We start from the raw sequence: 22,579 nt of genomic DNA, 5'->3' as shown, positions 1-22,579 counted from the left end.
GTCAGTGCCGCAGCAGGTTGGCGTCGTCGACCGAGGCCGAGCGGCGGGTGCGGAAGATTGTCATGATGATGGCCAACCCGACGACCACTTCACAGGCCGCCACCACCATCGTGAAGAACGCCACGACTTGGCCGTCGAGGTGGCCGTGCATCCGGGCGAACGTGACGAACGCCAGGTTGGCGGCGTTGAGCATCAGCTCCACACACATGAACATCACGATCGCGTTGCGGCGCAACAAGACTCCGGCCGCTCCGATCGTGAACAACAACGCCGACAGGTACAGGTAGTTCAGCGGATTCACTGGCCGTTCCTCTCGGGGGCCCCGTCGAGCACGTCGACTGGTCGCGGAGTGAGAACCTTCGGCACCGACACCTCCGCGTAGGAGCCGTCGGGCAGCTTCGCCGGGACGTCGACGGCGTTGTGGCGGGCGTACACCCCTGGACCGGGCAGCGGGGTCGGGCGTGCGCCGCGGGCGAAGCGCTCCTGGGACAGTTCGCGCTGAGTCTTGCGGCGGTCGAAGCGTTCTCGGTGCGCCAGCACCATCGCGCCGATCGCGGCGGTGATCAGCAGCGCGCTGGTGACCTCGAACGCCCACAGGTACCGCGTGAAGATCAGCACCGCCAAACCCTGGACGTTGCCGGCCGAATTCGCCTGTGCCAGCCCGGTGAACGACGTCGTGCCGGCGCCCAGGCCCGCGATCAGCAGAACGCCGAAGCCCAGCCCGGCAAGCATCGCGGCAATGCGTTGTCCCCGAATGCTTTCCACCAAGGACTCCGCGGTGTCGACGCCGATCAGCATCAGCACGAACAGGAACAACATCATCACCGCGCCGGTGTAGACCACCACCTGCACCACCCCCAGAAACAACGCGTCCTGCGCGATGTAGAACACCGCGAGCACGATCATCGTCATCGCCAGAAAGATCGCCGAGTACACCGCCTTGGATGCCGTCACCATCCCGACGGCACCGATCACCGCGACCGTGCCCAGCATCCAGAACAGCACGGTCTCACCGGTTCCCGTGTGCGTCAGCGCCTCCGCCAGCACGGTGGTCATTGCACCGGCTCACTGATCGCGGGCTTGATGTTGCCGCGGTAGTAGTCCTCGTCGGTGGCCCCCGGCGCCATCGGATGCGGCGGGGCGACCATGCCAGGCTGCAGCGGCGCGAGCAGTCGGTCCTTGCCGTAGATCATGTCGGCACGGTTGTCGTCGGCCATCTCGTAGTCGTTGGTCATCGTCAACGCCCGGGTGGGGCACGCTTCGATGCACAGCCCGCACCCGATGCAGCGCAGATAGTTGATCTGATACACCCGGCCGTAGCGCTCGCCCGGCGAATAGCGTTCCTCTTCGGTGTTGTCCGCGCCTTCGACGTAGATGGCATCGGCCGGGCAGGCCCACGCGCAGAGCTCACATCCGATGCACTTCTCCAGCCCGTCCGGGTACCGGTTGAGTTGGTGCCGCCCGTGATAGCGCGGTGCCACCGGCCCGGGTTTCTCCGGATACTGTTCGGTGATCGGCTTTTTGAACATCGTGGACAGCGTCACGCCGAATCCGGCGATCGCGTCGAGGAACTTAGGCATCTGCGGCTTTCTTCTCGGGGAGGGGAGGAACCGGGAAGTCGCTGTACGACGACGGCGCAGCGGCCGATGGCATCGGTTGTGTCTTTTGGCGCCACACCATTCGGAACGATGCAAGCAATGCGACGGCGCCGAGCACGCTCGCGACGATCAGCGCCGCCGCCCAGCCGTGGTATCCCTCGGCGCGCAGCGTGCGCACCGTGGCGACGATCATCACCCACACCAGCGAGATCGGGATCAAGATCTTCCAACCCAATGCCATGAACTGGTCATAGCGCAGCCTGGGCAGAGTGGCGCGCAGCCAGATGAACAGGAACAAGAAGCCCCACACCTTGCCGACGAACCACAGCAGCGGCCACCATCCGCTGTTGGCGCCGTCGATCATGTTGAACGGCCACGGCGCATGCCAGCCGCCGAGGAACAGCGTGGTGGCCAACGCCGACACGGTCGTCATGTTCACGTATTCGGCGAGCATGAACATCGCGAACTTCAGCGACGAGTATTCGGTGTGGAAGCCACCGACCAGCTCGCCCTCGGCCTCGGGCAGGTCGAACGGCGCGCGGTTGGTCTCGCCGACCATGCTGGTGACGTAGATGAGAAACGATGGCAGCAGCAGGAACACGAACCACAGCCGGTCCTGGGCGGCGACGATGCCGGAGGTCGACATTGTGCCCGAATACAGGAACACGGCCGCGAACGACAGCGCCATCGCGATTTCGTAGGAGATCACCTGCGCGCTGGAACGCAGCCCACCCAGCAGCGGGTAGGTCGAGCCGGATGCCCAGCCCGCCAACACGATTCCGTACACGCCCACCGAGGTCACCGCGAGCACGTAGAGCACCGCCACCGGCAAGTCGGTCAACTGCAGCGGCGTGGTGTGCCCGAACACCGACACCTGTGGGCCGAAGGGGATCACCGCGAACGCCATGAAAGCCGGGATCACCGAGATGACCGGGGCCAGCAGGTAGACCGGCTTGTCGACGCCTGCCGGAATAATCCCTTCCTTGAGCCCGAGTTTGAGCCCGTCGACCAGGCTCTGCAGCAAGCCGAAGGGGCCGACGCGGTTCGGCCCGAATCGCATTTGCATGCGGCCCAGCACTTTCCGCTCGATCAGGATCGCCGCCAGCACCGTCAGCACCAGGAAGCCGAAGATCGCGACGGCCTTGCCGACCACCAACCACCAGGGATCGTGCCCGAACTCGGTCATGACACCGCCTCGACGCGCAGCACCGCACCCACTGTCGTCCGCAACTTCTGGTGCACCGCTGAGGTGGCGGAGTTCATCGGCACCCAGACCACCCTGTCGGGCATCTCAGTGACGACCAGCGGCAGCGCGATCGACCCGTTCTCGTTGCTGACCCTCACCGAATCACCTTCGGATGCCCCGATTTCTGCAGCGGTTGCCGCCGACAGGCGCACCACGGGGCGGCGTGCGGTGCCGGCCAGATACGGCTCGCCGTCCTGCAGCCGCCCGGCGTCCAACAGCATTCGCCAGCTCGCCAGCACCGCCTCGCCCACACCGGGCTGCGGCGCGTTGCCGGCGGAAACGGTCGGCGGTTGCGGCCGTGTGCCTTGCCAGAGCCCAAGCTGGGCCAGCTCGGCGTACGCCGCCGCCGGATGCGGCAGCCCGAATTCCACCCCCATCTCGTCGGCGATCATGTGCAGCACCCGCACGTCGGGGACCACGCCGGTGTGGCGCAGCGACGGCTCGAACGGACGCCGGCGCCCTTCCCAGTTGACGAAGGTGCCCGCCTTCTCCACCACCGGGGCGACCGGGAACACGACGTCAGCGCGTTCGGTGACCGCGCTGTGCCGCATCTCGAGGCTGACCACGAACGGCGCAGCGTCCAGCGCCGCAGCCGCAGCGACCGGATCGGGCAGGTCGGCCAATTCCACCCCGCCGATGACCAGAGCGCCGAAAGAATCTGCGGCGCTGAGGATTCCGTGTGTATCCCGACCGGCTGCCGTGGGCAGGCTCGTCACGTTCCACGCCGAGCTGACTTCGGCCCGGGCGTCGGGATCGGCAACCGGGCGCCCGCCGGGCAGCAGCGAAAACAGTGCGCCCGCCTCCACGGCGCCGCGCTCGCCGGCGCGTCGCGGCACCCACGCCAGTCGCGCACCGGTCGCGTCGGCCAAGCGCACGACGGCGGACAGTGCGCCGGGGCAGTCCGCCAGCCGTTCGCCGGCCATGATCACTGCGCCCGGCATGCCGAGGATTTCGCCGAGCTCTCCGGTGCGCAGCGCCTCCAGCGCCGTCGCCTCACCACCGGGTGCGGCCGGCAACAGCGTGCCGTTCATCTTGGTGAGCCCGCGAGTGGCGAACGGTGCCAGCGAGTACACCTTGGTGCGGTTCTTGCGGGCCGCCTTACGCAGCCGCAGGAACACGATCGGAGATTCCTCTTCCGGCTCGAACCCGGCGAGCAGCACAATCGGCGCCGCTTCGAGGTCGGCGTACGTCACCGCCATCGGCTGCCCGGCGACGCGTGCGGTGAGAAAGTCGGCCTCCTCGGCCGAATGCGCCCGGGCCCGGAAGTCGATGTCGTTGCTGCCCAACACAAGACGCGCGAACTTGCCGTATGCGTAGGCGTCCTCCAGCGACACCCGGCCGCCCACCAGCACGCCGGCGTTGCCGTAGGCCGCCGACAATCCTTTCGCGGCCACAGTCAGCGCTTCGGACCACGACGCCGTCGCTAATGTGCCGTCCTCGCCGCGGATCAGCGGCGTGGTGATCCGATCCGGCTGGGTGGCGTAGGTGAACGCCCAGCGGCCCTTGTCGCAGTTCCACTCTTCGTTGACGTGCGGGTCGTCACCGGCCAGCCGGCGCAGCACCACACCGCGGCGGTGGTCGGTGCGCTGAGCGCAACCCGAGGCGCAGTGCTCGCAGACGCTCGGGCTGGAGACCAGGTCGAACGGGCGGGCGCGGAACCGGTAGGCAGTTCCGGTCAGCGCGCCGACCGGGCAGATCTGCACGGTGTTACCCGAGAAATACGAATCGAACGGCTCTTTCGTGTAGATGCCGACCTGCTGCAGTGCGCCGCGCTCGAGCAGCTCGATGAACGGATCGCCGGCGATCTGGTTGGAGAACCGGGTGCAGCGAGCGCACAGTACGCAGCGTTCACGGTCCAGTAGCACCTGGCTGCTGATGTTGATCGGTTTGGGGAACGTTCGCTTGACGTCCTCGAAGCGGGAGTCGGCGCGGCCGTTGGACATCGCCTGGTTCTGCAGCGGGCACTCGCCGCCCTTGTCGCACACCGGGCAGTCCAGAGGGTGGTTGATCAACAACAGCTCCATCACCCCGCGTTGCGCCTTGTCGGCGGCCTCCGAGGTGAACTGGGTGCGCACCACCATGCCGTCGGTGGCCACGGTGGTACACGACGCCATCGGTTTGCGCTGGCCCTCGACCTCCACCAAACACTGCCGGCAGGCGCCGACCGGGTCGAGGAGGGGATGGTCGCAGAACCGGGGAATCGACACGCCGATCAGCTCGGCGGCCCGAATCACCAACGTTCCCTTGGGAACTGACAACTCGACGTCGTCGATGGTCAGCGTCACCATTTCGGTTTCGGTGGCTGCACCATGGTCAGCCGTCGCCGTCATCGAGATCCCCCTCGTGCCGCGACAGTGCGGTTTCGTACCCGACTCGCCGTGCGACCCGTGCGAAAACGCACTCTCGACCCGCTGGCCGTCATACCGCTGCCCCTTCCGGCGCGACGAGCATGGAGTCGCGCGGATCGAACGGACACCCCTGCTGCTGAACGTGGGCGACGTACTCGTCACGGAAGTACTTGATCGACGAGGTGATCGGACTGGCCGCACCATCGCCCAACGCGCAGAACGACTTTCCGAAGATGGTGTCCGAAATGTCCAGCAGCTTCTCGATATCGGCCGCGGTGCCTGCTCCGGTTTCCAGCCGCTCGTAGATCTGCGCCAGCCAGTAGGTGCCCTCGCGGCACGGCGTGCACTTGCCGCAGGACTCGTGCTCGTAGAACTGTGTCCAGCGACGCACCGCGCGCACCACACAGGTGGTCTCGTCGAAGATCTGCAATGCCTTGGTGCCCAGCATCGAGCCCGCGGCGCCCACGCCCTCGTAATCCAGTGGCACGTCCAGATGCTCGGCGGTGAGGATCGGTGTCGACGAGCCGCCCGGCGTCCAGAACTTCAGCTCGTGACCGGCGCGCACACCACCCGCATAGTCGAGCAGCTCGCGCAGCGTGATGCCCAGCGGCGCCTCGTACTGGCCTGGGCGCGTCACATGCCCGGACAGTGAATACAGCGTGAAGCCAGGCGATTTGTCGCTGCCCATCGAGCGGAACCAGTCGACGCCGTTGAGGATGATCGGCGGCACACTGGCGATCGATTCGACGTTGTTGACCACGGTCGGGCAGGCGTACAAGCCCGACACGGCCGGGAATGGCGGACGCAGCCGGGGCTGGCCGCGACGGCCCTCCAGCGAGTCGAGCAGTGCGGTCTCCTCACCGCAGATGTATGCGCCGGCCCCGGCGTGCACGACGATTTCCACATCGAAGCCCGAGCCCAGGATGTCGCGGCCCACATAGCCGGCCTGATATGCCTCTGCGACGGCCGCGCGCAACCGGCGCAGCACTGGAACGACTTCGCCGCGAACGTAGATGAACGCATGCGACGCGCGGATGGCGTATGCGGCGATGACAGCACCCTCCACCAGGAAGTGCGGAGTCGTGAACATCAGCGGGATGTCCTTGCACGTCCCAGGTTCCGACTCGTCGGCATTGATCACCAGGTAGTGCGGCTTCGCGCCGGCGCCGGTCGAATCCTGCGGGATGAAGCCCCACTTCATGCCGGTGCCGAACCCGGCGCCCCCGCGGCCGCGCAGCCCGGAATCCTTGACGGTCTGCAACACTTCCTCCGGGCTCATCTTCAGCGCGGCGGCCAGTGCCTTGTACCCGTCGTTGTCGAGATACGTCTCCAGCGTCCAGGACTTGGGGTGGTCCCAGAATCGGCTCAGCACAGGGGTCAACGGTGTGCCGCCGGCCATCTCAGCTGTCCTCCCGATCGACGGCGCCGATTTCGTGTGCGACCCGCAGACCGGCCAGCGTCGCCGCGCCTGGGCCGCCCTGACCGTCGTCGGGACGGTCGTCGCTGAAACCCGCAAGGAGACGCGACGTTTCGCGGAAGGTGCACAGTGGCAGACCGCGACTGGGTGTGACGGTCTCTCCGGCGCGCAGCTTGTCGACGAGTTCGATCGCGGACTCCGGCGTCTGGTTGTCGAAAAATTCCCAGTTGACCATCACGACGGGGGCGTAGTCGCAGGCCGCGTTGCATTCGATGTGCTGCAGCGTGATCTTGCCGTCGCCGGTTGTCTGGTCGTTGCCGATGTCCAAATGCTCACGCACGGCATCGAATATCGCGTCACCGCCCATGATCGCGCACAGGGTGTTGGTGCAGACTCCGACGAGGTAGTCGCCGGTCGGGTCGCGCCGGTACATCGAGTAGAACGTGGCCACGGCTGTCACCTCGGCCCCCGTCAAACCCAGTTGACCGGCGCAGAACTCGACACCCGCGGGGGTGAGGCAGCCGTCCTCCGCCTGTACCAGATGCAGCAGCGGCAACAGCGCTGAGCGCGGCACCGGATAACGCGCGATGATCTGCGCCGCGTCGGCGGCCAACCTCTCGCGCACGTCGTCGGGGTAGTTCTCGCGGCCGCGAAGATGGCTCGGCTCTTCAGGTTTGGGGCCCAGCGATACGAACACCGTCACCTATCCACCCCGCCCATGACCGGGTCGATCGACGCCACCGCCGATATCGCGTCGGCCACCATGCCACCCTCGCACATCGCCGCGACCGCTTGCAGATTCGTGAACGACGGGTCGCGGTAGTGCACGCGATAGGGGCGGGTGCCGCCGTCGGAAACCATGTGCACCCCCAACTCGCCGCGCGGCGATTCGACCGCGACGTACACCTGGCCGGCCGGCACGCGGATGCCTTCGGTGACGATCTTGAAGTGGTGGATCAGCGCCTCCATCGAGCTACCCATGATCTTGGCGATGTGCTCGGGGGAGTTGCCCAGACCGTCGGGGCCCAGCTCGAGGTCCGCGGGCCACGCGAGCTTCTTGTCGCCGATCATCACTGGCCCTGGCTTGAGTTTGTCCAGGCACTGCTCGACGATCTTGATCGACTCGGTCATCTCCTTGACGCGGATCAAAAACCGGCCGTACGCATCACACCCGTCGTCGGTGATCACGTCGAATTCGTAGTTCTCGTAACCGCAGTAGGGGTCGGAACGACGCAGGTCGTGCGGCAGCCCGGTGGAACGCAACACCGGCCCGGTGATCCCCAGTGCGATGCACCCGGTCAGGTCGAGGTAGCCGACGCCCTGGCAGCGGGCCTTCCAGATGTAGTTCTCCTTGAGCAGATTCTCCATGTCGCGCAACCGTTTTGGCAGCAATTTGACCAGGTTGCGCAGCGCTGGCATCGCATCGTCGGGAAGGTCCGCGGCCAAGCCGCCGGGCCGGATGAATGCATGGTTCATTCGCAGGCCGGTGATCAGCTCGAACACCTTCAGTATTTCTTCGCGTTCGCGGAACCCGTAGAACATCGCCGACATCGCGCCCAGCTCCATACCGCCCGTGGCCAGCGCAACCAGATGCGACGAGATGCGGTTGAGTTCCATCAGCATCACCCGAATCACGCTGGCGCGTTCCGGGATCTCGTCGGTGATGCCGAGCAGCTTCTCCACACCCAGGCAGTACGCCGTCTCGTTGAAGAACGGCGACAAATAGTCCATCCGGGTGACGAACGTGACGCCCTGGGTCCAGTTGCGGTACTCGAGGTTCTTCTCGATGCCGGTGTGCAGATAGCCGATGCCGCAACGGGCTTCGGTGATCGTCTCGCCCTCGATCTCGAGCACCAGCCGCAACACCCCGTGAGTGGAGGGGTGCTGCGGTCCCATGTTGACCACGATCCGCTCGCCGGCAGCGGATTCCTTTGCGGCAGCGACGACTTCGTCCCAGTCTTGACCGCCGACCATGACCACGGTGTCGCTCATCAGTTGTAGGCCCTCCTCTCGTCGGGAGGGGGTATCTCGGCGCCGTGGTATTCGACGGGCACCCCGCCCAGGGGATAGTCCTTGCGCTGCGGATGCCCTTCCCAGTCGTCGGGCATCTCGATGCGGGTCAGCGACGGATGACCGTCGAAGATGATCCCGAAGAAGTCGTAGGTCTCCCGTTCGTGCCAGTCGGTGGTCGGATACACCGAAAACAGCGACGGCACGTGGGGATTCGCGTCGGGCACGGCCACTTCCACCCGGATCCTGCGGCCATGGGTGATCGACATCAGCGGATACACCGCATGCAGTTCACGGCCGGCTTCCTCGGGATAGTGCACGCCGGATACCCCCAGACACATCTCGAAGCGCAGTGCGGGGTCGTCACGCAGGGTCTGCGCCACCGCCACCAGATGGTCGCGGCGCACGTGCAGCGTCAACTCGTTGCGATACACGACAACGCGCTCCACGGCCGCGGTGAAGGTCTCGTCGCCCAGCGCCTCGATCAGCGCGTCGACCACCTCGTCGAAGTAGCCACCGTAGGGCCGCGGCGAGCTGCCCGGCAGCGCCACCTCGCGCACCAGCCGCCCATACCCGGACGTGTCGCCAGTGCCTTTGATGCCGAACATGCCCCGGCGCACCTCGATGACCTCACGGTCACCCGAGGTCAACGGCGGACCGTCCGAGGACGTGTGCGTCGGCGTGGTGTCGGTCATCGGCGCAGCCCGCCGATCTGCAGCATGGTGGGCGCCGGGTTGGCTGCTGCCAGTGCGGCGGCCTCTGCCTCGCGAATGGCTTCCTCGCGGTGTACGCCCAGCGGCATCTCTTGGATCTTGGCGTGCAGCTTGAGAATTGCGTGCAACAGCATCTCGGGGCGCGGCGGGCAGCCGGGGAGGTAGATGTCCACCGGCACCACGTGATCGACGCCCTGGACGATCGCGTAGTTGTTGAACATTCCGCCCGACGACGCGCACACCCCCATCGCCAGCACCCATTTCGGCTCGGCCATCTGGTCGTAGACCTGCCGCAGCACCGGGGCCATCTTCTGGCTCACCCGCCCGGCCACGATCATCAGATCCGCCTGCCGCGGTGTGGCCGAGAACCGCTCCATGCCGAATCTGGCGATGTCGAAACGCGGGCCGGCCGTGGCCATCATCTCGATCGCGCAGCACGCCAGCCCGAACGTCGCCGGCCACAACGACCCGGCTCGCACGTAGCCGGCGACCTTCTCCACCGTGGACAGCAGAATTCCGCCGGGAAGCTTTTCTTCAAGACCCACCGACGACCCCTATTCCCAAGTCAGCCCGCCGCGCCGCCACACGTAGGCGTACGCCACGAACACTGTGGCCATGAACAGCGCCATCTCCACCAACGCGAACACCCCCAGCGCGTCGAACGACACCGCCCACGGGTACAAGAACACGATCTCGATGTCGAAGATGATGAACAGCATCGCGGTCAGGTAGTACTTGATCGGGAACCGCTGACCCGGCGCGGCATTCGGGCCGCTGACGGACTTCTGAGTCGGCTCGATCCCGCACTCGTAAGCGGCCAACTTGGCCCGGTTGAAGCGGCGCGGCCCCGCCAGCACCGCAACGAAGACCGAGAACACCGCGAACGCGGCGGCGATCCCTCCCAACACCAAGATCGGGACGTAGACGTTCAACTCGCTCCCTGATGCGTCGCAGCCATGTGACGTAGCCCGATTGTGAGCCCGTCAGTGACCTCCCCCACAGCCTAAACATGCGCCAGCGGGGCCGCCGAGTAGGGGTAAGAGCGTCAGGCCCGGAGCAGTCCCACGACCGCGTCGGCCAGCTGAATGGGATCGATAGGCAGTGGCACCGCCGCCTCGGCGCGCGACCACTTGGCCAGCCAGGCGTCGTCGCGGCGTCCGGTCAGCACAACGATCGGCGGACAATTGTCGACCTCGTCTTTGAGCTGCTTGGCAATGCCCATTCCGCCAGTCGGGGTGGCTTCGCCATCGAGAATGGCCAGGTCGATGTCGCCGTTTTCGATGTGGCGGATCACCATCGGACCGGTCGCCACGTCGACGTAGGTCAACTCCGGCAGCTCCGGGTGGATGCGCTTGCCCAGCGCAAGCTTGACCTGTTCGCGCACATTGGCGTCGTCGCTGTAGACCAAGACGCGGACGCGAGCATTCGAGTCGAGTGGCACGACGGGGATGCTAGCTTCCGGCGCTCCGGAACACCGCGTCAGCCGACAGCGTGGTGGTATCGGGCATCATGCCGAGCATGTTGCCGCTGACACCGAGCTGTGTTCGCTCGACCGTGGTGGTGGTCCTCAGCCGGACGGCGCCGTCGTCGAGGCGCTCAGCTCGCACCCGCAGCGGAAGGGCGACGGTGTTGCCGCGAATCGACAGCTCCGCGTGTACGTCGAATTCGTCGTCGCCGGCGGGGTCGACGCCGCTGACGGTGACGGTGATGTCCGGGTGGTGCTCGGCGTCGAAGAAGTCCGCCGAGCGCAGGTGGTTGTCGCGTCGTTTGATTCCGGTGACGACGGACGCGGCCTTGATCGTGACCCGGCCGGAGACGTTTCCGTCGGCGTCGACGCGGCCTTCGCCGCTGAAGTCGGTGAACCTGCCGTTGACCTTGGCCAGACCCCAGAGGGTCTTGTTCGTGAACGAGAACGACGACCTGCTCTGGTCGAGCTCCCAGCTGCCGACGGCCTTTGGGCTCGTCAATAGCTCTGTGACAGTTGACATTTCGCCTCCTTACCCGGATTGGTTCAGCAGCGGCGCAAGGTCCGCCGGGTCGAAGTACTCGTCGATGCGGGTGATCAGCCCGTCGCGGCCGACCCGGAAGATGATGCCGACGCGCAGCGAGTAGGGCGCGCCGGCGCGTGTGGTGCCGTGCAGCACGTGCTGCTGCACGAAACCGCCCGGGAAGAACTGGCGGTCGAGCACGTCGTAATGCCGCTCGGCGGTGGCGGCCACGAACCAGTCGATCACCCGCACGCCGCGCTTCTTGTCGCTGCGGCTGGTGTCGCCGGCATGCCATACGGTCACGTCGTCGGACCACAGCGCCGCGACCGCGTCGACGTCGCCGGCCTCGATCGCCGAGAACAACCGGTCGGCCACCGAAGCGAGCGCGTAACCGGGGTGGGCTACCTCGAGCCGGTTGAAGACCAGGGTGCGCAGAGCGGCGACGACCTCGTCGGGCCGCTCGTCGAACTCACCGGCGCGGATCGCGTCGATGAGCTGCTGCTCGTCGACACCAGTGATTTCGTTGCCGAGTTCACGTTCGACGATCCGCACCACGTTCGCCGCGACGCGGGCGTGGAAGTTGACCGGTCCGTCGGTTGCGCGTCGTACGTCGGTGTCGAGAAAATCGGCGACCGCGGCGAGAAGCTCGGGCGCGGTCGGTCGGCCGAACGGGGTGGTCGCGCCACTGCTCATGCCGTGGCCTCCAACAAGTCGAGCAGATCCCACTCGGTTTCGCAGACCCGCCGGCCGATCGCGGCCAGCTCGACCGACCGGGTATGCCCGGACAGGTGCCGCTCGGCCTGATATCGGCAGATGATGCCCCACGACAGCGTGGCCCGGATCAGCCACCAGCGCATCGCCACGCGGTCGACGGTAGTCCCGCCGGCCCGCTCGTAGGCGGAAAGGAACCGTTCCACGCTGCCCAGGCCGCCGGCAGCGCGGCTCTGCGGTGCTCCGAACCGCCAGGCGCGAATGCAGAACCAGGCGAGGTCTTCATAGATTTCGCCGATGTGGACCAGCTCCCAGTCGAGCACCGCTGCCAGCCCGTCGTCGTCGACGATCACGTTGCCCATGCGGAAGTCACCGTGCACCATCACCGGCGGCGAGGGCGGCGGGCGGTTGGCGGAAAGCCAGCGCAGCGTCCACTCGAAAGTGGCGGTGGTGTCGCCCATCTCGTCGAGCTGGGCCCGCCACAGCGCCATCTGGTCGTCGCGGCGCAGCTCGACGCTGGCCGGGTCGACGCGGTGGATCGCGGCCAGCGCGTGCGCGCATTGCTCCAGCAGCCGTGATCGGGCGGCGTCGTCGAGCTTTCGCAGGATTCGCGGCGCGATCGTCTCCCCGTCGATGAAGTCGCAGACCAGCGACGTCGCGTCGGCGACCAGCACGTGCGGCACCGGCGCGCCCTGCGCGGCGGCCAGCCGTTGCACCCGGGCTTCGGTGTCCATCGAGACGTGCACATGGTCCGGGGGACCGGTTCGCAGGATCAGTCGCCGGCCGTTGGCCTCGAACGCCCAGGTGGACCGGCTGGCGCCGCCGGTCAGCGCGCGCAGATTGCTGACGACGACGGGCTCGCCGAGCACTGGCTCGAGGACGCCCGACAACCAGTCAGCGACCCCGTGAGTGTGCGGTTTCATACGCGACCCGCCGCCGAGTTGCAGGTACGAATTCGCACACTCGGCGTCACGAGCGCTTGCCGAACTTGAACAGCCGCTGCGCCACCCGGCGGATCTGGATTTCCTCGGATCCCTCGGTGATGCGGTAGCGGCGATGATGCCGATAGATGTGCTCGAACGGCTGGTGTCTGGTGTAGCCGACACCGCCGAACACCTGCATGGCCCGGTCGGCGGCCTCGCACACCAGCCGGTTCGCGCGGTAGTTGGCCATCGACACCTTGTCCGACACCTCGAGATGGTGATTGCGGTCCAGGTGCCAGGCCGCGTAGTACACCAGCAGCCGCACCATCTGCGCCTCGGTGGCCAACTCGACCAGGGGCCACTGCACCGCCTGGTTCACCGACAGCGGCTTGCCGAACACCATGCGTTCTTTGGCGTACTCGACGGCCCGGTCGATGCAGAAGTGCGCAGCGCCCAGACTGCTGGCGGCTTGGCGAATCCTGTTCTCGTGCAGGAAGGTCTGCGCCACCTCCAGTCCGCGGTCGACCTCGCCGAGCACCGCGTCGTCGGGCACGTGGACGTCATGCAGCTCGACCTCGCCGTGGTCGGACGGCATGTTGAACGTCCACCAGTAGTACGGCACCTCGAAGCCCGGCGCATCGCACGGCACGAGAAACGCGGTGATGCCCACCGCCTGCCCTGGTTCACCCGATGTGCGAGCGAACACCAGGTCGTGTGTCGCCCGGTGCACCCCGGTGTTGAACCGCTTGGCGCCGTTGATGACCCAGCCGTCGCCGCTGCGTTCGGCCCGGGTTTCCAGCCAGGTGGCGTCTGAGCCGTGTCCCGGTTCGGTGAGCCCGAACGCGAAGCTGCGCTCGCCGGTGATCAGCGCCTCCGACCACTGCTTGCGCTGCGTGTCGGTGCCGAACCGCTCCATCATGATCACTTGTGGGAAGTTGCCGACGATCGACGACTCGTCCTGCAGGTCGTTGTGCAGCCCAAGGCCCTTGGCCGCCAGATGTTCTCGGATGACCGCCATGTCGAGGTTGCTGCCGTCACGACCACCCAGCGACGACGGCAATCCGTAGCGCAGCCACCCGGCCTTGTCGGCGCGCCGTCGCATCTCGCCGAGCAGATCCTCCCAGGCCCGCGCCGGGATGCCGCCGTTTTCCCAGTCGGTGCGGGCGTATTCGCGGCGCTGGTCGAAGTACTGCATGTGCTCACGCTCGAGCGGCTTGATTTCACGCTCGATGAACGCGTCGATCTCGTCGAGCACCCCCGGAAGATGCTCGGGCAGAGCAAAATCCACTATGTCCCCTTTCGCGCCGAGACTACGGTCGTTGACGGATCCGCCGGCCTAGAAGCCATACAGCATCTTCTTCCAGATCGTCGACAGGGTTGCGATCGCGTCCGCGTCGCTGATCTGCCCCAGACCCGACGACGCGACGAACACCGTCGTGAAGTTCTCGAACAGCAGCGCGATCGCTGCGGCGACGTACTGCGCGTTCAACTCGCGACCGTAACCCTGTTCTTGCGCCCGCAGAACGGAGGCGGCGACGATCTCCATGCCGAAGCGGCGGAATTCGTTCTGCACGTGGGCAAACCGCTGCTGAGTAGCGGCCAGTTGGGCAACCGCGATCATGATTCCGATGTTCTGCTTGAACATGTTCCAGTAGCCGGTGACGACCGTGGTGAAGAACTCGGTGTCGTCCGGAGATTCCGGCAACGAGACGGACAATCCCGACGGCTGCACCACGTCGTGTAGAAAAGACTCCGCCAAAGCGGCCAGCAGGTCTTCCTTGTCGTCGAAATAGCGGTAGAACACCGCGGGCGACTTCCCCGCCGCCGACGTGATGTCAGCCAGCGTAGTCCCGTGAAAGCCGCGCTCCGCGAACAACTTTCGCGCTGCCTGCGCCAGGGCCTCCCGCGTCTGGCGCCCTTTCGAGCTCAGCGTCTGGACGGCCATCGTCACAGCAGCCGGTCACCGGCCCGCAACAGCGCGCTCGGCAACTCATGGCCGACCACACGTGAAGCGACGCGCGCCGCGGCGATCGCGGCCGGGAGGTCAACGTCCACGGAAATTCCGCTGTCGCGCAACAAGTACACAAGGTCCTCGGTGGCGATGTTGCCGCTGGCGCCCGGCGCGAACGGGCATCCGCCCAGCCCGCCGACCGAGGCGTCGAGACGAGTGACACCGGCTTGCACCGCCGCGTATGCGCTGGCGAGCCCCGCGCCGCGGGTGTTGTGGAAGTGCGCGCCGAGCGGAATGTCGCCGAGGACGGCACGTACGTCGGCGAACAGGTCGGCGGTGCGGCGCGGCGTGGTGGTGCCGATCGTGTCGGCCAGCGCCAGGCGGTCGACTCCGTCGTCGCATGCCTTCTCGACGATGTCGAGCACGCGGCGCGGGGGAGTGGGGCCGTCGAAAGGGCAGTCCCATGCGCAGGCGACGATCACTTCCACCGACGCCCCACTGTCGTGCGCGACGGAGACGATGTCGGAGATGGCGGCGGTCGCTTCGGCGCTGAGCCGGCCGACGTTGGCACGGCTGTGCCCGTCGGACGCCGACACCACGTACTCGATCGACCGAAGCCCTGCGGCCACCGCGCGTTTCGCCCCGTTCGGGCTCGCCACCAGCGCGGAGAACTCGACGCCCGCCGAGTCCCGGTACCGGTCCAATTCGGCGGCCAGCTCGGCGGCGTCGGCCAGCGCCGGCACCTTCGACGGCGATACGAACGCAGTCGCCTCGACTTCCCGCACGCCGGCGGCCACCACGGCGTCGAGCAGTTCCAGCTTGGCGCTCAACGGAATCGGCTCTTCGATCTGTAGCCCGTCGCGCAGCGACACCTCGCGAATCGTGACGTGGCTGGGTAGCTCGCTCATATCACTCCCTCGGCGTGCAGCGCTTCGAGGTCGTCGGCGGTCTTGCCGAGCAGTCCGATGTAGACGTCCTCGTTGTGCTGTCCGGGACGTGCGGGCCCGGCGTTGCGGATGGTGCCCGGTGTGTCAGACAGCACGGGGACCACACCGGGGCCGAGCACCGTCCGCTCCACCCGTTCGTCCCAATGCTCGACGATCATCCCGCGGGCACGCAGCTGAGGATCCTCGACAACCTCGGCCACCGTGTTGATCGGCCCGCTGATCACTCCTGCATCTGACAGCGTCGAGATGATGTCGTCGGGCTGACGCTCGGCGGCCCAGGCGGCGATGATCTTGTCCAGCTCGTCCTGATTGCGGCCACGCGCAACGTGATCGGCGAACCGGTCGTCGGTGGCCAGCTCCGGTCGGCCCATCGCTGCGCACAGCCGCCGGAACACGGTGTCCTGATTGGCTGCGATCACCACCCAGCTGCCGTCGGCCGTGCGGTAGATGTTCGACGGGGCGATGCCCTCCAACCGGGTGCCCGACGGTCCGCGCACTATCCCACCGACGTCGTAGTCGGGAATGGTGGATTCCTGGATCGCCAAACAGGATTCGGTCAGCGCCGCGTCGACGACCTGTCCCTCACCGGTGACGGTTCGCCGGTACAGCGCCGCGAGGGCGCCTTGCACGGCGAACATGCCGGCCAAGCTGTCACCCAACGACAGCGCGAGCCGCGGCGGCGGGCCGCCGGGGAATCCGTTCATGTACCGCAGCCCGCTCACCGCCTCGGCGACCGACGCGTACCCGGCCTTGTGCGCCTCGGGCCCGGTCTGGCCGTAGCCGGAGACGCGCACCAGGATGATGCCTCGGTTGCGTTCGCGCAGAGCCTCATAGCCCAGCTCCCACTTCTCCAATGTGCCGGGGCGAAAGTTCTCGACGACGATGTCGGAGCGCTCGACGAGGTCGAGGAAGAGCTCCCGGCCGGCGGCGCCACGCAGGTTCAGCGTCACCGCCTTCTTGTTGCGCGCGTGCACCGTCCAGAAGAAGTGGTGCCCGTTCAACTCGGCCTGCCCCCACGTACGCAGCGGATCGGGCTGGCCCGGCGGCTCGATCTTGATCACCTCGGCGCCGAGGTCGCCAAGCAGCCGGCCGGCGAACGGGCCCGAGATCAGCGTGCCGACCTCGACCACCCGAATGCCGTCGAGCGGACCGGCGACGCTCATGCGACCTCCAGCGAAAAGCCGTGCCTAGTCAGCCAATCAGTGCAAATGCCGACGGCCTTGCGCAGCGTGTCCCGTTGGTCCGGCCCCGCGTAGTAGTGGTTGGCACCGGGAATCTCGTGCATTTCCTTATCGGGGTGGCCGATGGCTTCGAAGAGCCGGTGGGTGTGGCTGGGTGTGCAGGCATCGTCGGCGAGGTTGCCGATCACCAATGTCGGAACGGCAATGTCCGGCCCGCATTTGACGGCGTCACCGTTGGCGTCGTCATAGCTCCATTGCGACAGCCAGCTGCGCAGCGTGCAGAACCGTGCCAGCCCGACGGGGGAGTTGTTGACCCACTGCGGATCACCCAGATAACAGGTGCCTGGCGTGCGCTCGTTCGGGTCCACCGTCGGGTCCAGCCAGCGTGGGTCGGCCATGGTGCCGTGGACGACGAACGCGAACTCGTCGTCGGGCCGACCTGATGCCTTCAGCTCGGCCAGTTTCCCCTTGACCCACTTCGTGATTCGGCGATTGCGGTCGATCTGCGCCTGCCGGTACCGGGCGAGGAACTCCTGGGTGTAGGGCGGCTGATTCGGGTTGTCGGGGTGGTACAGGTCCAGTTCGGGATCGCGTTCGGTGGGGTCGGACTCGTCGAGGATCGACGCGTCGAGCCATTCGGTCAGCGTGCCGTGGCGGCTGACGTGCGCGGCCAACAACATCAACCCGTCGGCGGGAATCAACCCGAGCTTGGTCAGGTCGGGCCCGTCGCCCGAGGGGCTGGCCGTCACCGTCGGGTGCTGAGCTTGCTGCTGATAGAACACCGACAACGAGCCGCCGCCGCTCCAGCCCGCAAGGACCACCTTCGAGTAGCCGAGCCGGTTCTTGGCATCCTTGACGGCTTCGCCGAGATCCTGGACCACCTTCTCCATCAGCAGCGCGGAGTCGGTGCCCCGGAACCGGCTGTTGCAGTAGATGACGTGATGGCCCGCGCGGGCGAGCGCGTTGATCATCGGCAGGTAGGCGCCCCCGCCGATCGGATGCATGAAGACGAGCACGGTATCGGACTGCTTGGTCTTCGGCCGCAGCAGGTAGCTTTCCAGCACCACGAGCTCGGCGACGCCGCCGTAGACGTCGCGCACCCCCGAATCATTGTGATACGCAACGAGATACGGGATGCGGTCGTAGTCGTGCTTGACGGACGTGGTCACGAGTGCTGCCCGAGGTCGTGTGCGAGCACCTCGTCGGATGGCGTGAGACGCCGGCGGGTGTCGATCGCGATGACCTGCCAGTCGACGCGGTCGAAGTCGTCGAATTTGCGCCGGGCCCGCTCTCGCGCCTTCTCCGGTGCGCCGTGGTGAACGCCCTGCGGCGCGTGCGATATCAGGCCAGGCGGCATCGGGATGCCGTACAGCGCACCGCCGTGGAAGAACGCGATTTCGTCGTAGTCGACGTTGCGGTGATACCACGGCGTGCGCTCGGTGCCCGGCACGCTTTCGGCCGGCTTGGGCAGGAAGTTCATCACGTAGACGCCGGTGGCTTGCATGAACAGGTGCACGGTCGGCGGCAGGTGCACGCTGTCGGAGGTGACGACGTTGTAGTCGGCGATGTTGAACGTGAACGGAAAGTTGTCACCGCGCCACCCGACGACATCGAGCGGATTGTGTTGATAATAAAGCAAAGTCGGGCCGCCATCGTGCACGAGCCGGACTTCGTACTGGTCGCGTCCATCATCGTCGAGCGGTGCCGGGTCGGGGATGGTGACCTGTGACGGGTCGAACGGGAAGTGCCGGCCGAGGTAACCGGGCGACGGCACCCGGAACTCGTCGGTGGCCTCGATCATCAGCAGTGTCGTCTCAGCGTCGGGCACCTGACGCCACGTCGTCGCCTTCGGAAGATAGATCCAGTCTCCCTCGCGGTAGGGCATCGGGCCGAACTCTGTCTCCAGCAGCCCGGAGCCGCGGTGCACGAACGACAGAAGGTCGCCGTCGATGTGGCGGACGAAGTACGGCATCTCCTCGGTGCGACGGCTCAACGACACCCGGCAATCGGGGTTGGAGAACAGCAGCAGCGGGCCGCCGGCGGCATCAGTCGCGTCGCTGGGCTTGAGCTCTGTCGAAAGCACGTCGACCGGCCGCAACGGACCCACGCTGCGGTACGCGGTGGGGTCGTGCCGTCGGTACATGTTCGCGGTGCGGCCGGTGAACCCGCCGCGGCCCAGCTCGTCGTCCTTGAGCCCGTCGAGGTCTGCGTGCAGGCGCCGTGGCGTGGTGCCTTTGCGCAGGTGGACGAACGACTCCATCGTCGGCTCCCTCGGATCGCCGGGACCAAAACTAAAAGTGACTTTACTTTTTGTTACCGCCCGCCACAAGGTCTCGACGCATTCCGGGCGGCGTGTCGCGAAGCGCAGTGCACTGTCGGCACAGGACGGGCCATGGGAAGGTAGTCAGCAATGCAGAACTACCAGTTCATCTCTTACGAGCAGTTCGGCCGCAACTTCTTCGAAGTTGCCGTCACCGAAGAGCGCGTGGCGGCCGCCTTCGCCGCGATCGCCGGCGACCAGTTCGAGATGGGCCCGATGCGTCAGGGTCCGGGCGGGCTCGCCAAGGTCACCGCCAAGGTGACGATCAAGCAGCCCAAGGCGTACCGGGTCCTCGGCGAGACAATCACGTTCGACATCCGCATCCCGCTGGCGATCGACATGGTGATCGACCTGCGATTGGACAAGCCCAGATTCAACGTCGCCGGCGAGATCAAGTTGAGGGCCGAGGCGCGCGCGGCTGAACCGCTGCTGCTTTTCATCGACGTGGCGAAACCGCGGCCGTCCGACATCGTGGTGGATGTGGCGTCGACGTCGTTGCGCGCGGAACTACTGCGGATCGTGGCCGGGGTGGATGCCGAGATCAAGCGCTTCATCGCTCAGTATGTCCGCGACGAAATCGACAGTCCGGCGTCGGAGAAGGCCCAGGTGATCGACGTGGCCCAGCGCCTCGACGAGGCCTGGACCGGCATCTGAGGGCTGCTAGCGGGGGCGGCGAGCCAGCCGCTCGGTGTCTAGGATCAGCACGCTCTTGCCGTCCCAGCGAATCCAGCCGCGGTGCGCGAAGTCAGACAGCGCCTTGTTCACCGTTTCCCGCGAGGCACCGACGAGCTGGGCGATCTCCTCCTGGGTGAGATCGTGTTTGACGCGCAGGCCGCCGGGTTCCGAGGTGCCGAACTTCTGAGCCATCTTCAGCAGCTCTTTCGCGACGCGGCCGGGCACGTCGGTGAAGATCAGATCGGTCAGGTGATCGTTGGTGCGGCGCAGCCGCCGGGCGAGCACCTGCAACAGCCGTTCGGTGATTTCCGGCCGGTTGGCGATCCAGGCGGTCAGCGCGGCGCGGTCCATCGCCGCCAGGCACACCGTCGTGATCGCGGTCGCCGTCGCCGTGCGCGGCCCCGGATCGAACGCCGACAGCACGCCGAACATGTCTGACGGCCCCATGATCGTCAGCAACTTCTCGCGGCCGTCCGGTGAGCGCCGGCCGATCTTCACTTTGCCCGTGATGACGATGTACAGTCGATCGCCGGGATCGCCCGCCGCGTAGATGGTGTGCCCTCGCGGGAACTCCACCAGCTGCAGTTGCCGCATCAAATCGGCCGCCGCCTCCGGCGACACTCCTTGCAAGATGCCGGAGCGTGCCAACACCGCCTCGGCGAGCCCGCCGTCGCGGCCGAGACCTGACGAATGTTCGGTCATGTCCCTTGGATGATTACCCGACATGTCACGGCGGCGAGGGAAAACCCTGAGAACTGGTAGGCAGCCGTGCCGTTCACCGAGGTGTGTCTGCGACGTGACCTCGCCGCGACAGCAGCAGAGCACGCTCGTCTTCATGACGGCGCTCGAGGCGGTGTGCGCGTTGGTCGCCGCGGCGTCGATCGGTTACTACCTCGGCGGGTCGACGAGATCGGCAAAGAGGAGACGCAGACGGCGCGCCGCGCTGTGCGGGATCGCGCTGAGCGTGACGACCCTGATTGTGGCCAGACGCATTCGGCGCCGACTTCGGCGATCAATCCCCGCGATTTCCGGGTATCTACCGAAGATCAGCTTCCCGGCCATGCGAGAGATTGGACGTCAACATGAGGGCAGTCGTGCTGAATCGTCGTTTCAGCGCTACCGTCGGGGCCGCCGCGATGATCGCGCTGGCCGTCGTCGGGTCTGCGTGTAGCAGCGATTCGGGCAACGGGCCTGCGACCACCACCGGCGGGCCGACCACTACGTCGGACAGTGTCCGCAGCTCGATCTCGGCGACTCTGAGCTCGTGGATCAGTTCGGCCAGTTCGGTGATCAGCTCGCAGGTTCACGACTCGCCGACACCGTCGCCGTAGTCCTACTTCAGCTCAGCGGACGACAGCCCGAGTAGCCGACGGGCGACTACCAGCTGCTGGATCTGCTGGGTGCCCTCGAAGATGTCGAGGATCTTCGAATCGCGGGCCCACTTCTCCAGCAGCGTCTGCTCGGAATAGCCTGTGGTGCCGGCCAATTCGACGGCCTTGAGCGTGATGTCGCTGGCCACGCGCGCTGCCTTGGCCTTGCCCATCGAGGCCTCCTTGCTGTTCGGGATGTCGTTGTCGGCCTGCCACGCCGAACGCACCGTCAACAGATAGCCCGCCTCCCAGTCGGCCTCCATCCGCATAAACTCTGCGGCAGGAGCACTTTGAGCATGTGCCGGCTTGTCGTAGGAGATCTCGATGCCGGCGTCGGTGAGGATGCGGCGCAGCTCTTCCAGTGCGGCGCGGCCGATGCCGACGGCCATCGCGGCGACCACAGGGCGCGTGTTGTCGAACGTCTCCATCACCCCGGCGAACGCCTTCTCGACGTCGATCTCGGGGCTGCCGAGCAAGTTTTCCTTGGGGATGCGGACGTTGTCGAACCGGATCACCGCGGTGTCGGAGGCCTTGATGCCCAGCTTGTCCTCGAGCCGCTCGACCGTGACGCCGGGATGGTCGCGGGGCACGATGAACGACTTGATCGCGGCGCGGCCTTTGGACTTGTCCAGCGTGGCCCACACCACGATGTGGGTGGCGCGCGAACCTGCGGTGACGAAGATCTTCTCGCCGTTGATGACGTACTCGTCGCCGTCGAGGGTGGCCGTGGTGGACACCGCGGCGGAGTCCGAGCCGAAGCCCGGCTCGGTGATCGCCATCGCCGCCCACACGCCCTTGCCGAGGCGTTCGAGCTGCTCCTTGGTTGCCACGCTGTTGATGGCTGCGTTGCCCAGGCCCTGCCGCGGCACCGACAGCATCAAAGCCACATCGCCCCAACTGATTTCCATGACGTTGAGCACGGCCGACATGTTTGCGCCGTTGTGATTCTCGTTTTTGGCCTCGTCGGCGTCCCGGAATGCTTCTGCTCCGGCGAACGCGAACGTCTTTGCCTCAGAGATGCCTTCGAAGAGGTTGGCCAAGGTGTCGAGCTCGACGGGGTATTCGTGTTCGCGAAGGTCCCACTTGCGCGAGATCGGCCGCAGCATCTCGGCGGCACCCTGGTGTGCCTTGTCCACCACCGCTTGCAGCTTGCGGGGCAGTTCCAAATTGATTGCCATGAC

Annotated in this window: 25 protein-coding genes and 1 pseudogene; 2 read left to right on the top strand and 24 right to left on the bottom strand. The window is 66.4% G+C overall.

Translation table 11 applies throughout. The features are described from left to right. Position 1 precedes the first annotated feature (1 nt). The 22 genes and pseudogenes from nuoK to AC5Y4N_RS11945 form a co-directional block, all read right to left on the bottom strand. The gene (nuoK, locus tag AC5Y4N_RS12050) at positions 2-301 is read right to left on the bottom strand and encodes an NADH-quinone oxidoreductase subunit NuoK (protein ID WP_499907818.1); all 300 of its coding nucleotides are present in this window, start codon (positions 299-301) and stop codon (positions 2-4) included. Continuing rightward, the gene (locus AC5Y4N_RS12045; RefSeq protein WP_499907819.1) at positions 298-1,056 is read right to left on the bottom strand and encodes an NADH-quinone oxidoreductase subunit J; all 759 of its coding nucleotides are present in this window, start codon (positions 1,054-1,056) and stop codon (positions 298-300) included. Before AC5Y4N_RS12045 ends, nuoK begins: the two co-directional genes overlap by 4 nt. Next, entirely contained in the window at positions 1,053-1,580 is a 528-nt protein-coding gene (gene nuoI, locus AC5Y4N_RS12040) for an NADH-quinone oxidoreductase subunit NuoI (RefSeq protein WP_499907820.1), read from the bottom strand. The genes AC5Y4N_RS12045 and nuoI overlap by 4 nt, the downstream gene beginning before the upstream one ends. Then, the gene (gene nuoH / locus AC5Y4N_RS12035; RefSeq protein WP_499907821.1) at positions 1,573-2,784 is read right to left on the bottom strand and encodes an NADH-quinone oxidoreductase subunit NuoH; all 1,212 of its coding nucleotides are present in this window, start codon (positions 2,782-2,784) and stop codon (positions 1,573-1,575) included. Before nuoH ends, nuoI begins: the two co-directional genes overlap by 8 nt. Beyond that, complete coding sequence (locus AC5Y4N_RS12030; protein ID WP_499907822.1) at positions 2,781-5,174, bottom strand: NADH-quinone oxidoreductase subunit G; 2,394 nt, start codon at positions 5,172-5,174, stop codon at positions 2,781-2,783. Before AC5Y4N_RS12030 ends, nuoH begins: the two co-directional genes overlap by 4 nt. Before the next feature lie 88 nt (positions 5,175-5,262). Then, a complete protein-coding gene (gene nuoF / locus AC5Y4N_RS12025; protein ID WP_499907823.1) occupies positions 5,263-6,591 on the bottom strand; it encodes an NADH-quinone oxidoreductase subunit NuoF in 1,329 nt (442 codons plus the stop codon). A gap of 1 nt (position 6,592) precedes the next feature. Then, on the bottom strand, positions 6,593-7,312 hold the full coding sequence (gene nuoE / locus AC5Y4N_RS12020) for an NADH-quinone oxidoreductase subunit NuoE (protein ID WP_499907824.1): 720 nt from the start codon (positions 7,310-7,312) through the stop codon (positions 6,593-6,595). Beyond that, positions 7,309-8,601, bottom strand: a complete 1,293-nt coding sequence (nuoD, locus tag AC5Y4N_RS12015; protein WP_499907825.1) for an NADH dehydrogenase (quinone) subunit D — start codon at positions 8,599-8,601, stop codon at positions 7,309-7,311. The genes nuoE and nuoD overlap by 4 nt, the downstream gene beginning before the upstream one ends. After that, on the bottom strand, positions 8,601-9,314 hold the full coding sequence (locus AC5Y4N_RS12010) for an NADH-quinone oxidoreductase subunit C (RefSeq protein WP_499907826.1): 714 nt from the start codon (positions 9,312-9,314) through the stop codon (positions 8,601-8,603). The genes nuoD and AC5Y4N_RS12010 overlap by 1 nt, the downstream gene beginning before the upstream one ends. Next, positions 9,311-9,877, bottom strand: a complete 567-nt coding sequence (locus AC5Y4N_RS12005) for a NuoB/complex I 20 kDa subunit family protein (protein WP_499907827.1) — start codon at positions 9,875-9,877, stop codon at positions 9,311-9,313. The genes AC5Y4N_RS12010 and AC5Y4N_RS12005 overlap by 4 nt, the downstream gene beginning before the upstream one ends. Before the next feature lie 9 nt (positions 9,878-9,886). Then, positions 9,887-10,264: an NADH-quinone oxidoreductase subunit A gene (locus AC5Y4N_RS12000; RefSeq protein WP_499907828.1), complete on the bottom strand. Its 378-nt coding sequence runs from the start codon at positions 10,262-10,264 to the stop codon at positions 9,887-9,889. A gap of 113 nt (positions 10,265-10,377) precedes the next feature. After that, positions 10,378-10,773 (bottom strand): Rv3143 family two-component system response regulator, encoded by a 396-nt coding sequence (locus tag AC5Y4N_RS11995; RefSeq protein WP_499907829.1) that lies wholly within the window; start codon positions 10,771-10,773, stop codon positions 10,378-10,380. Positions 10,774-10,783: 10 nt separating this feature from the next. Further along, positions 10,784-11,320: a YceI family protein gene (locus tag AC5Y4N_RS11990; protein ID WP_499907830.1), complete on the bottom strand. Its 537-nt coding sequence runs from the start codon at positions 11,318-11,320 to the stop codon at positions 10,784-10,786. A gap of 9 nt (positions 11,321-11,329) precedes the next feature. After that, positions 11,330-11,695, bottom strand: coding sequence for a nuclear transport factor 2 family protein (locus tag AC5Y4N_RS11985; RefSeq protein WP_499908068.1), 366 nt, complete (start codon positions 11,693-11,695; stop codon positions 11,330-11,332). Between the two features lie 12 nt (positions 11,696-11,707). Continuing rightward, positions 11,708-12,013, bottom strand: a pseudogene (locus tag AC5Y4N_RS11980) (DUF6285 domain-containing protein); the annotation flags it as partial. Beyond that, entirely contained in the window at positions 12,010-12,954 is a 945-nt protein-coding gene (locus tag AC5Y4N_RS11975) for a phosphotransferase family protein (RefSeq protein ID WP_499907831.1), read from the bottom strand. The gene AC5Y4N_RS11975 and the pseudogene AC5Y4N_RS11980, both read right to left, overlap by 4 nt. A 46-nt stretch (positions 12,955-13,000) precedes the next feature. Further along, positions 13,001-14,242, bottom strand: a complete 1,242-nt coding sequence (locus AC5Y4N_RS11970) for an acyl-CoA dehydrogenase family protein (RefSeq protein ID WP_499907832.1) — start codon at positions 14,240-14,242, stop codon at positions 13,001-13,003. Positions 14,243-14,290: 48 nt separating this feature from the next. Next, positions 14,291-14,899 carry a TetR/AcrR family transcriptional regulator gene (locus AC5Y4N_RS11965; RefSeq protein ID WP_499908069.1) on the bottom strand — a complete coding sequence of 203 codons (609 nt, stop codon included), beginning with the start codon at positions 14,897-14,899 and terminating at the stop codon, positions 14,291-14,293. Positions 14,900-14,901: 2 nt separating this feature from the next. Then, positions 14,902-15,813: a hydroxymethylglutaryl-CoA lyase gene (locus AC5Y4N_RS11960; RefSeq protein WP_499907833.1), complete on the bottom strand. Its 912-nt coding sequence runs from the start codon at positions 15,811-15,813 to the stop codon at positions 14,902-14,904. Then, positions 15,810-17,015, bottom strand: coding sequence for a CaiB/BaiF CoA transferase family protein (locus AC5Y4N_RS11955; RefSeq protein WP_499907834.1), 1,206 nt, complete (start codon positions 17,013-17,015; stop codon positions 15,810-15,812). The genes AC5Y4N_RS11960 and AC5Y4N_RS11955 overlap by 4 nt, the downstream gene beginning before the upstream one ends. Continuing rightward, a complete protein-coding gene (locus AC5Y4N_RS11950; protein WP_499907835.1) occupies positions 17,012-18,202 on the bottom strand; it encodes an alpha/beta hydrolase family protein in 1,191 nt (396 codons plus the stop codon). The genes AC5Y4N_RS11955 and AC5Y4N_RS11950 overlap by 4 nt, the downstream gene beginning before the upstream one ends. Next, positions 18,199-19,293, bottom strand: a complete 1,095-nt coding sequence (locus AC5Y4N_RS11945; RefSeq protein WP_499907836.1) for a homogentisate 1,2-dioxygenase — start codon at positions 19,291-19,293, stop codon at positions 18,199-18,201. The genes AC5Y4N_RS11950 and AC5Y4N_RS11945 overlap by 4 nt, the downstream gene beginning before the upstream one ends. A 150-nt stretch (positions 19,294-19,443) precedes the next feature. Between AC5Y4N_RS11945 and AC5Y4N_RS11940 the strand changes: the two genes are divergently transcribed. Beyond that, a complete protein-coding gene (locus tag AC5Y4N_RS11940) occupies positions 19,444-20,007 on the top strand; it encodes a hypothetical protein (RefSeq protein WP_499907837.1) in 564 nt (187 codons plus the stop codon). A 6-nt stretch (positions 20,008-20,013) separates the two neighbouring features. On the opposite strand, the gene AC5Y4N_RS11935 is transcribed toward AC5Y4N_RS11940, so the two are convergent. Continuing rightward, a complete protein-coding gene (locus AC5Y4N_RS11935; RefSeq protein ID WP_499907838.1) occupies positions 20,014-20,730 on the bottom strand; it encodes a Crp/Fnr family transcriptional regulator in 717 nt (238 codons plus the stop codon). A 380-nt stretch (positions 20,731-21,110) separates the two neighbouring features. Between AC5Y4N_RS11935 and AC5Y4N_RS11930 the strand changes: the two genes are divergently transcribed. Beyond that, positions 21,111-21,359: a hypothetical protein gene (locus AC5Y4N_RS11930; RefSeq protein WP_499907839.1), complete on the top strand. Its 249-nt coding sequence runs from the start codon at positions 21,111-21,113 to the stop codon at positions 21,357-21,359. A 2-nt stretch (positions 21,360-21,361) separates the two neighbouring features. On the opposite strand, the gene AC5Y4N_RS11925 is transcribed toward AC5Y4N_RS11930, so the two are convergent. Continuing rightward, positions 21,362-22,576, bottom strand: a complete 1,215-nt coding sequence (locus AC5Y4N_RS11925) for an acyl-CoA dehydrogenase family protein (protein ID WP_499907840.1) — start codon at positions 22,574-22,576, stop codon at positions 21,362-21,364. Positions 22,577-22,579: the final 3 nt, after the last annotated feature.

This window comes from Mycobacterium sp. NGS19 (assembly GCF_059813155.1).
This window is presented reverse-complemented; position numbering and strand designations above follow the sequence as displayed.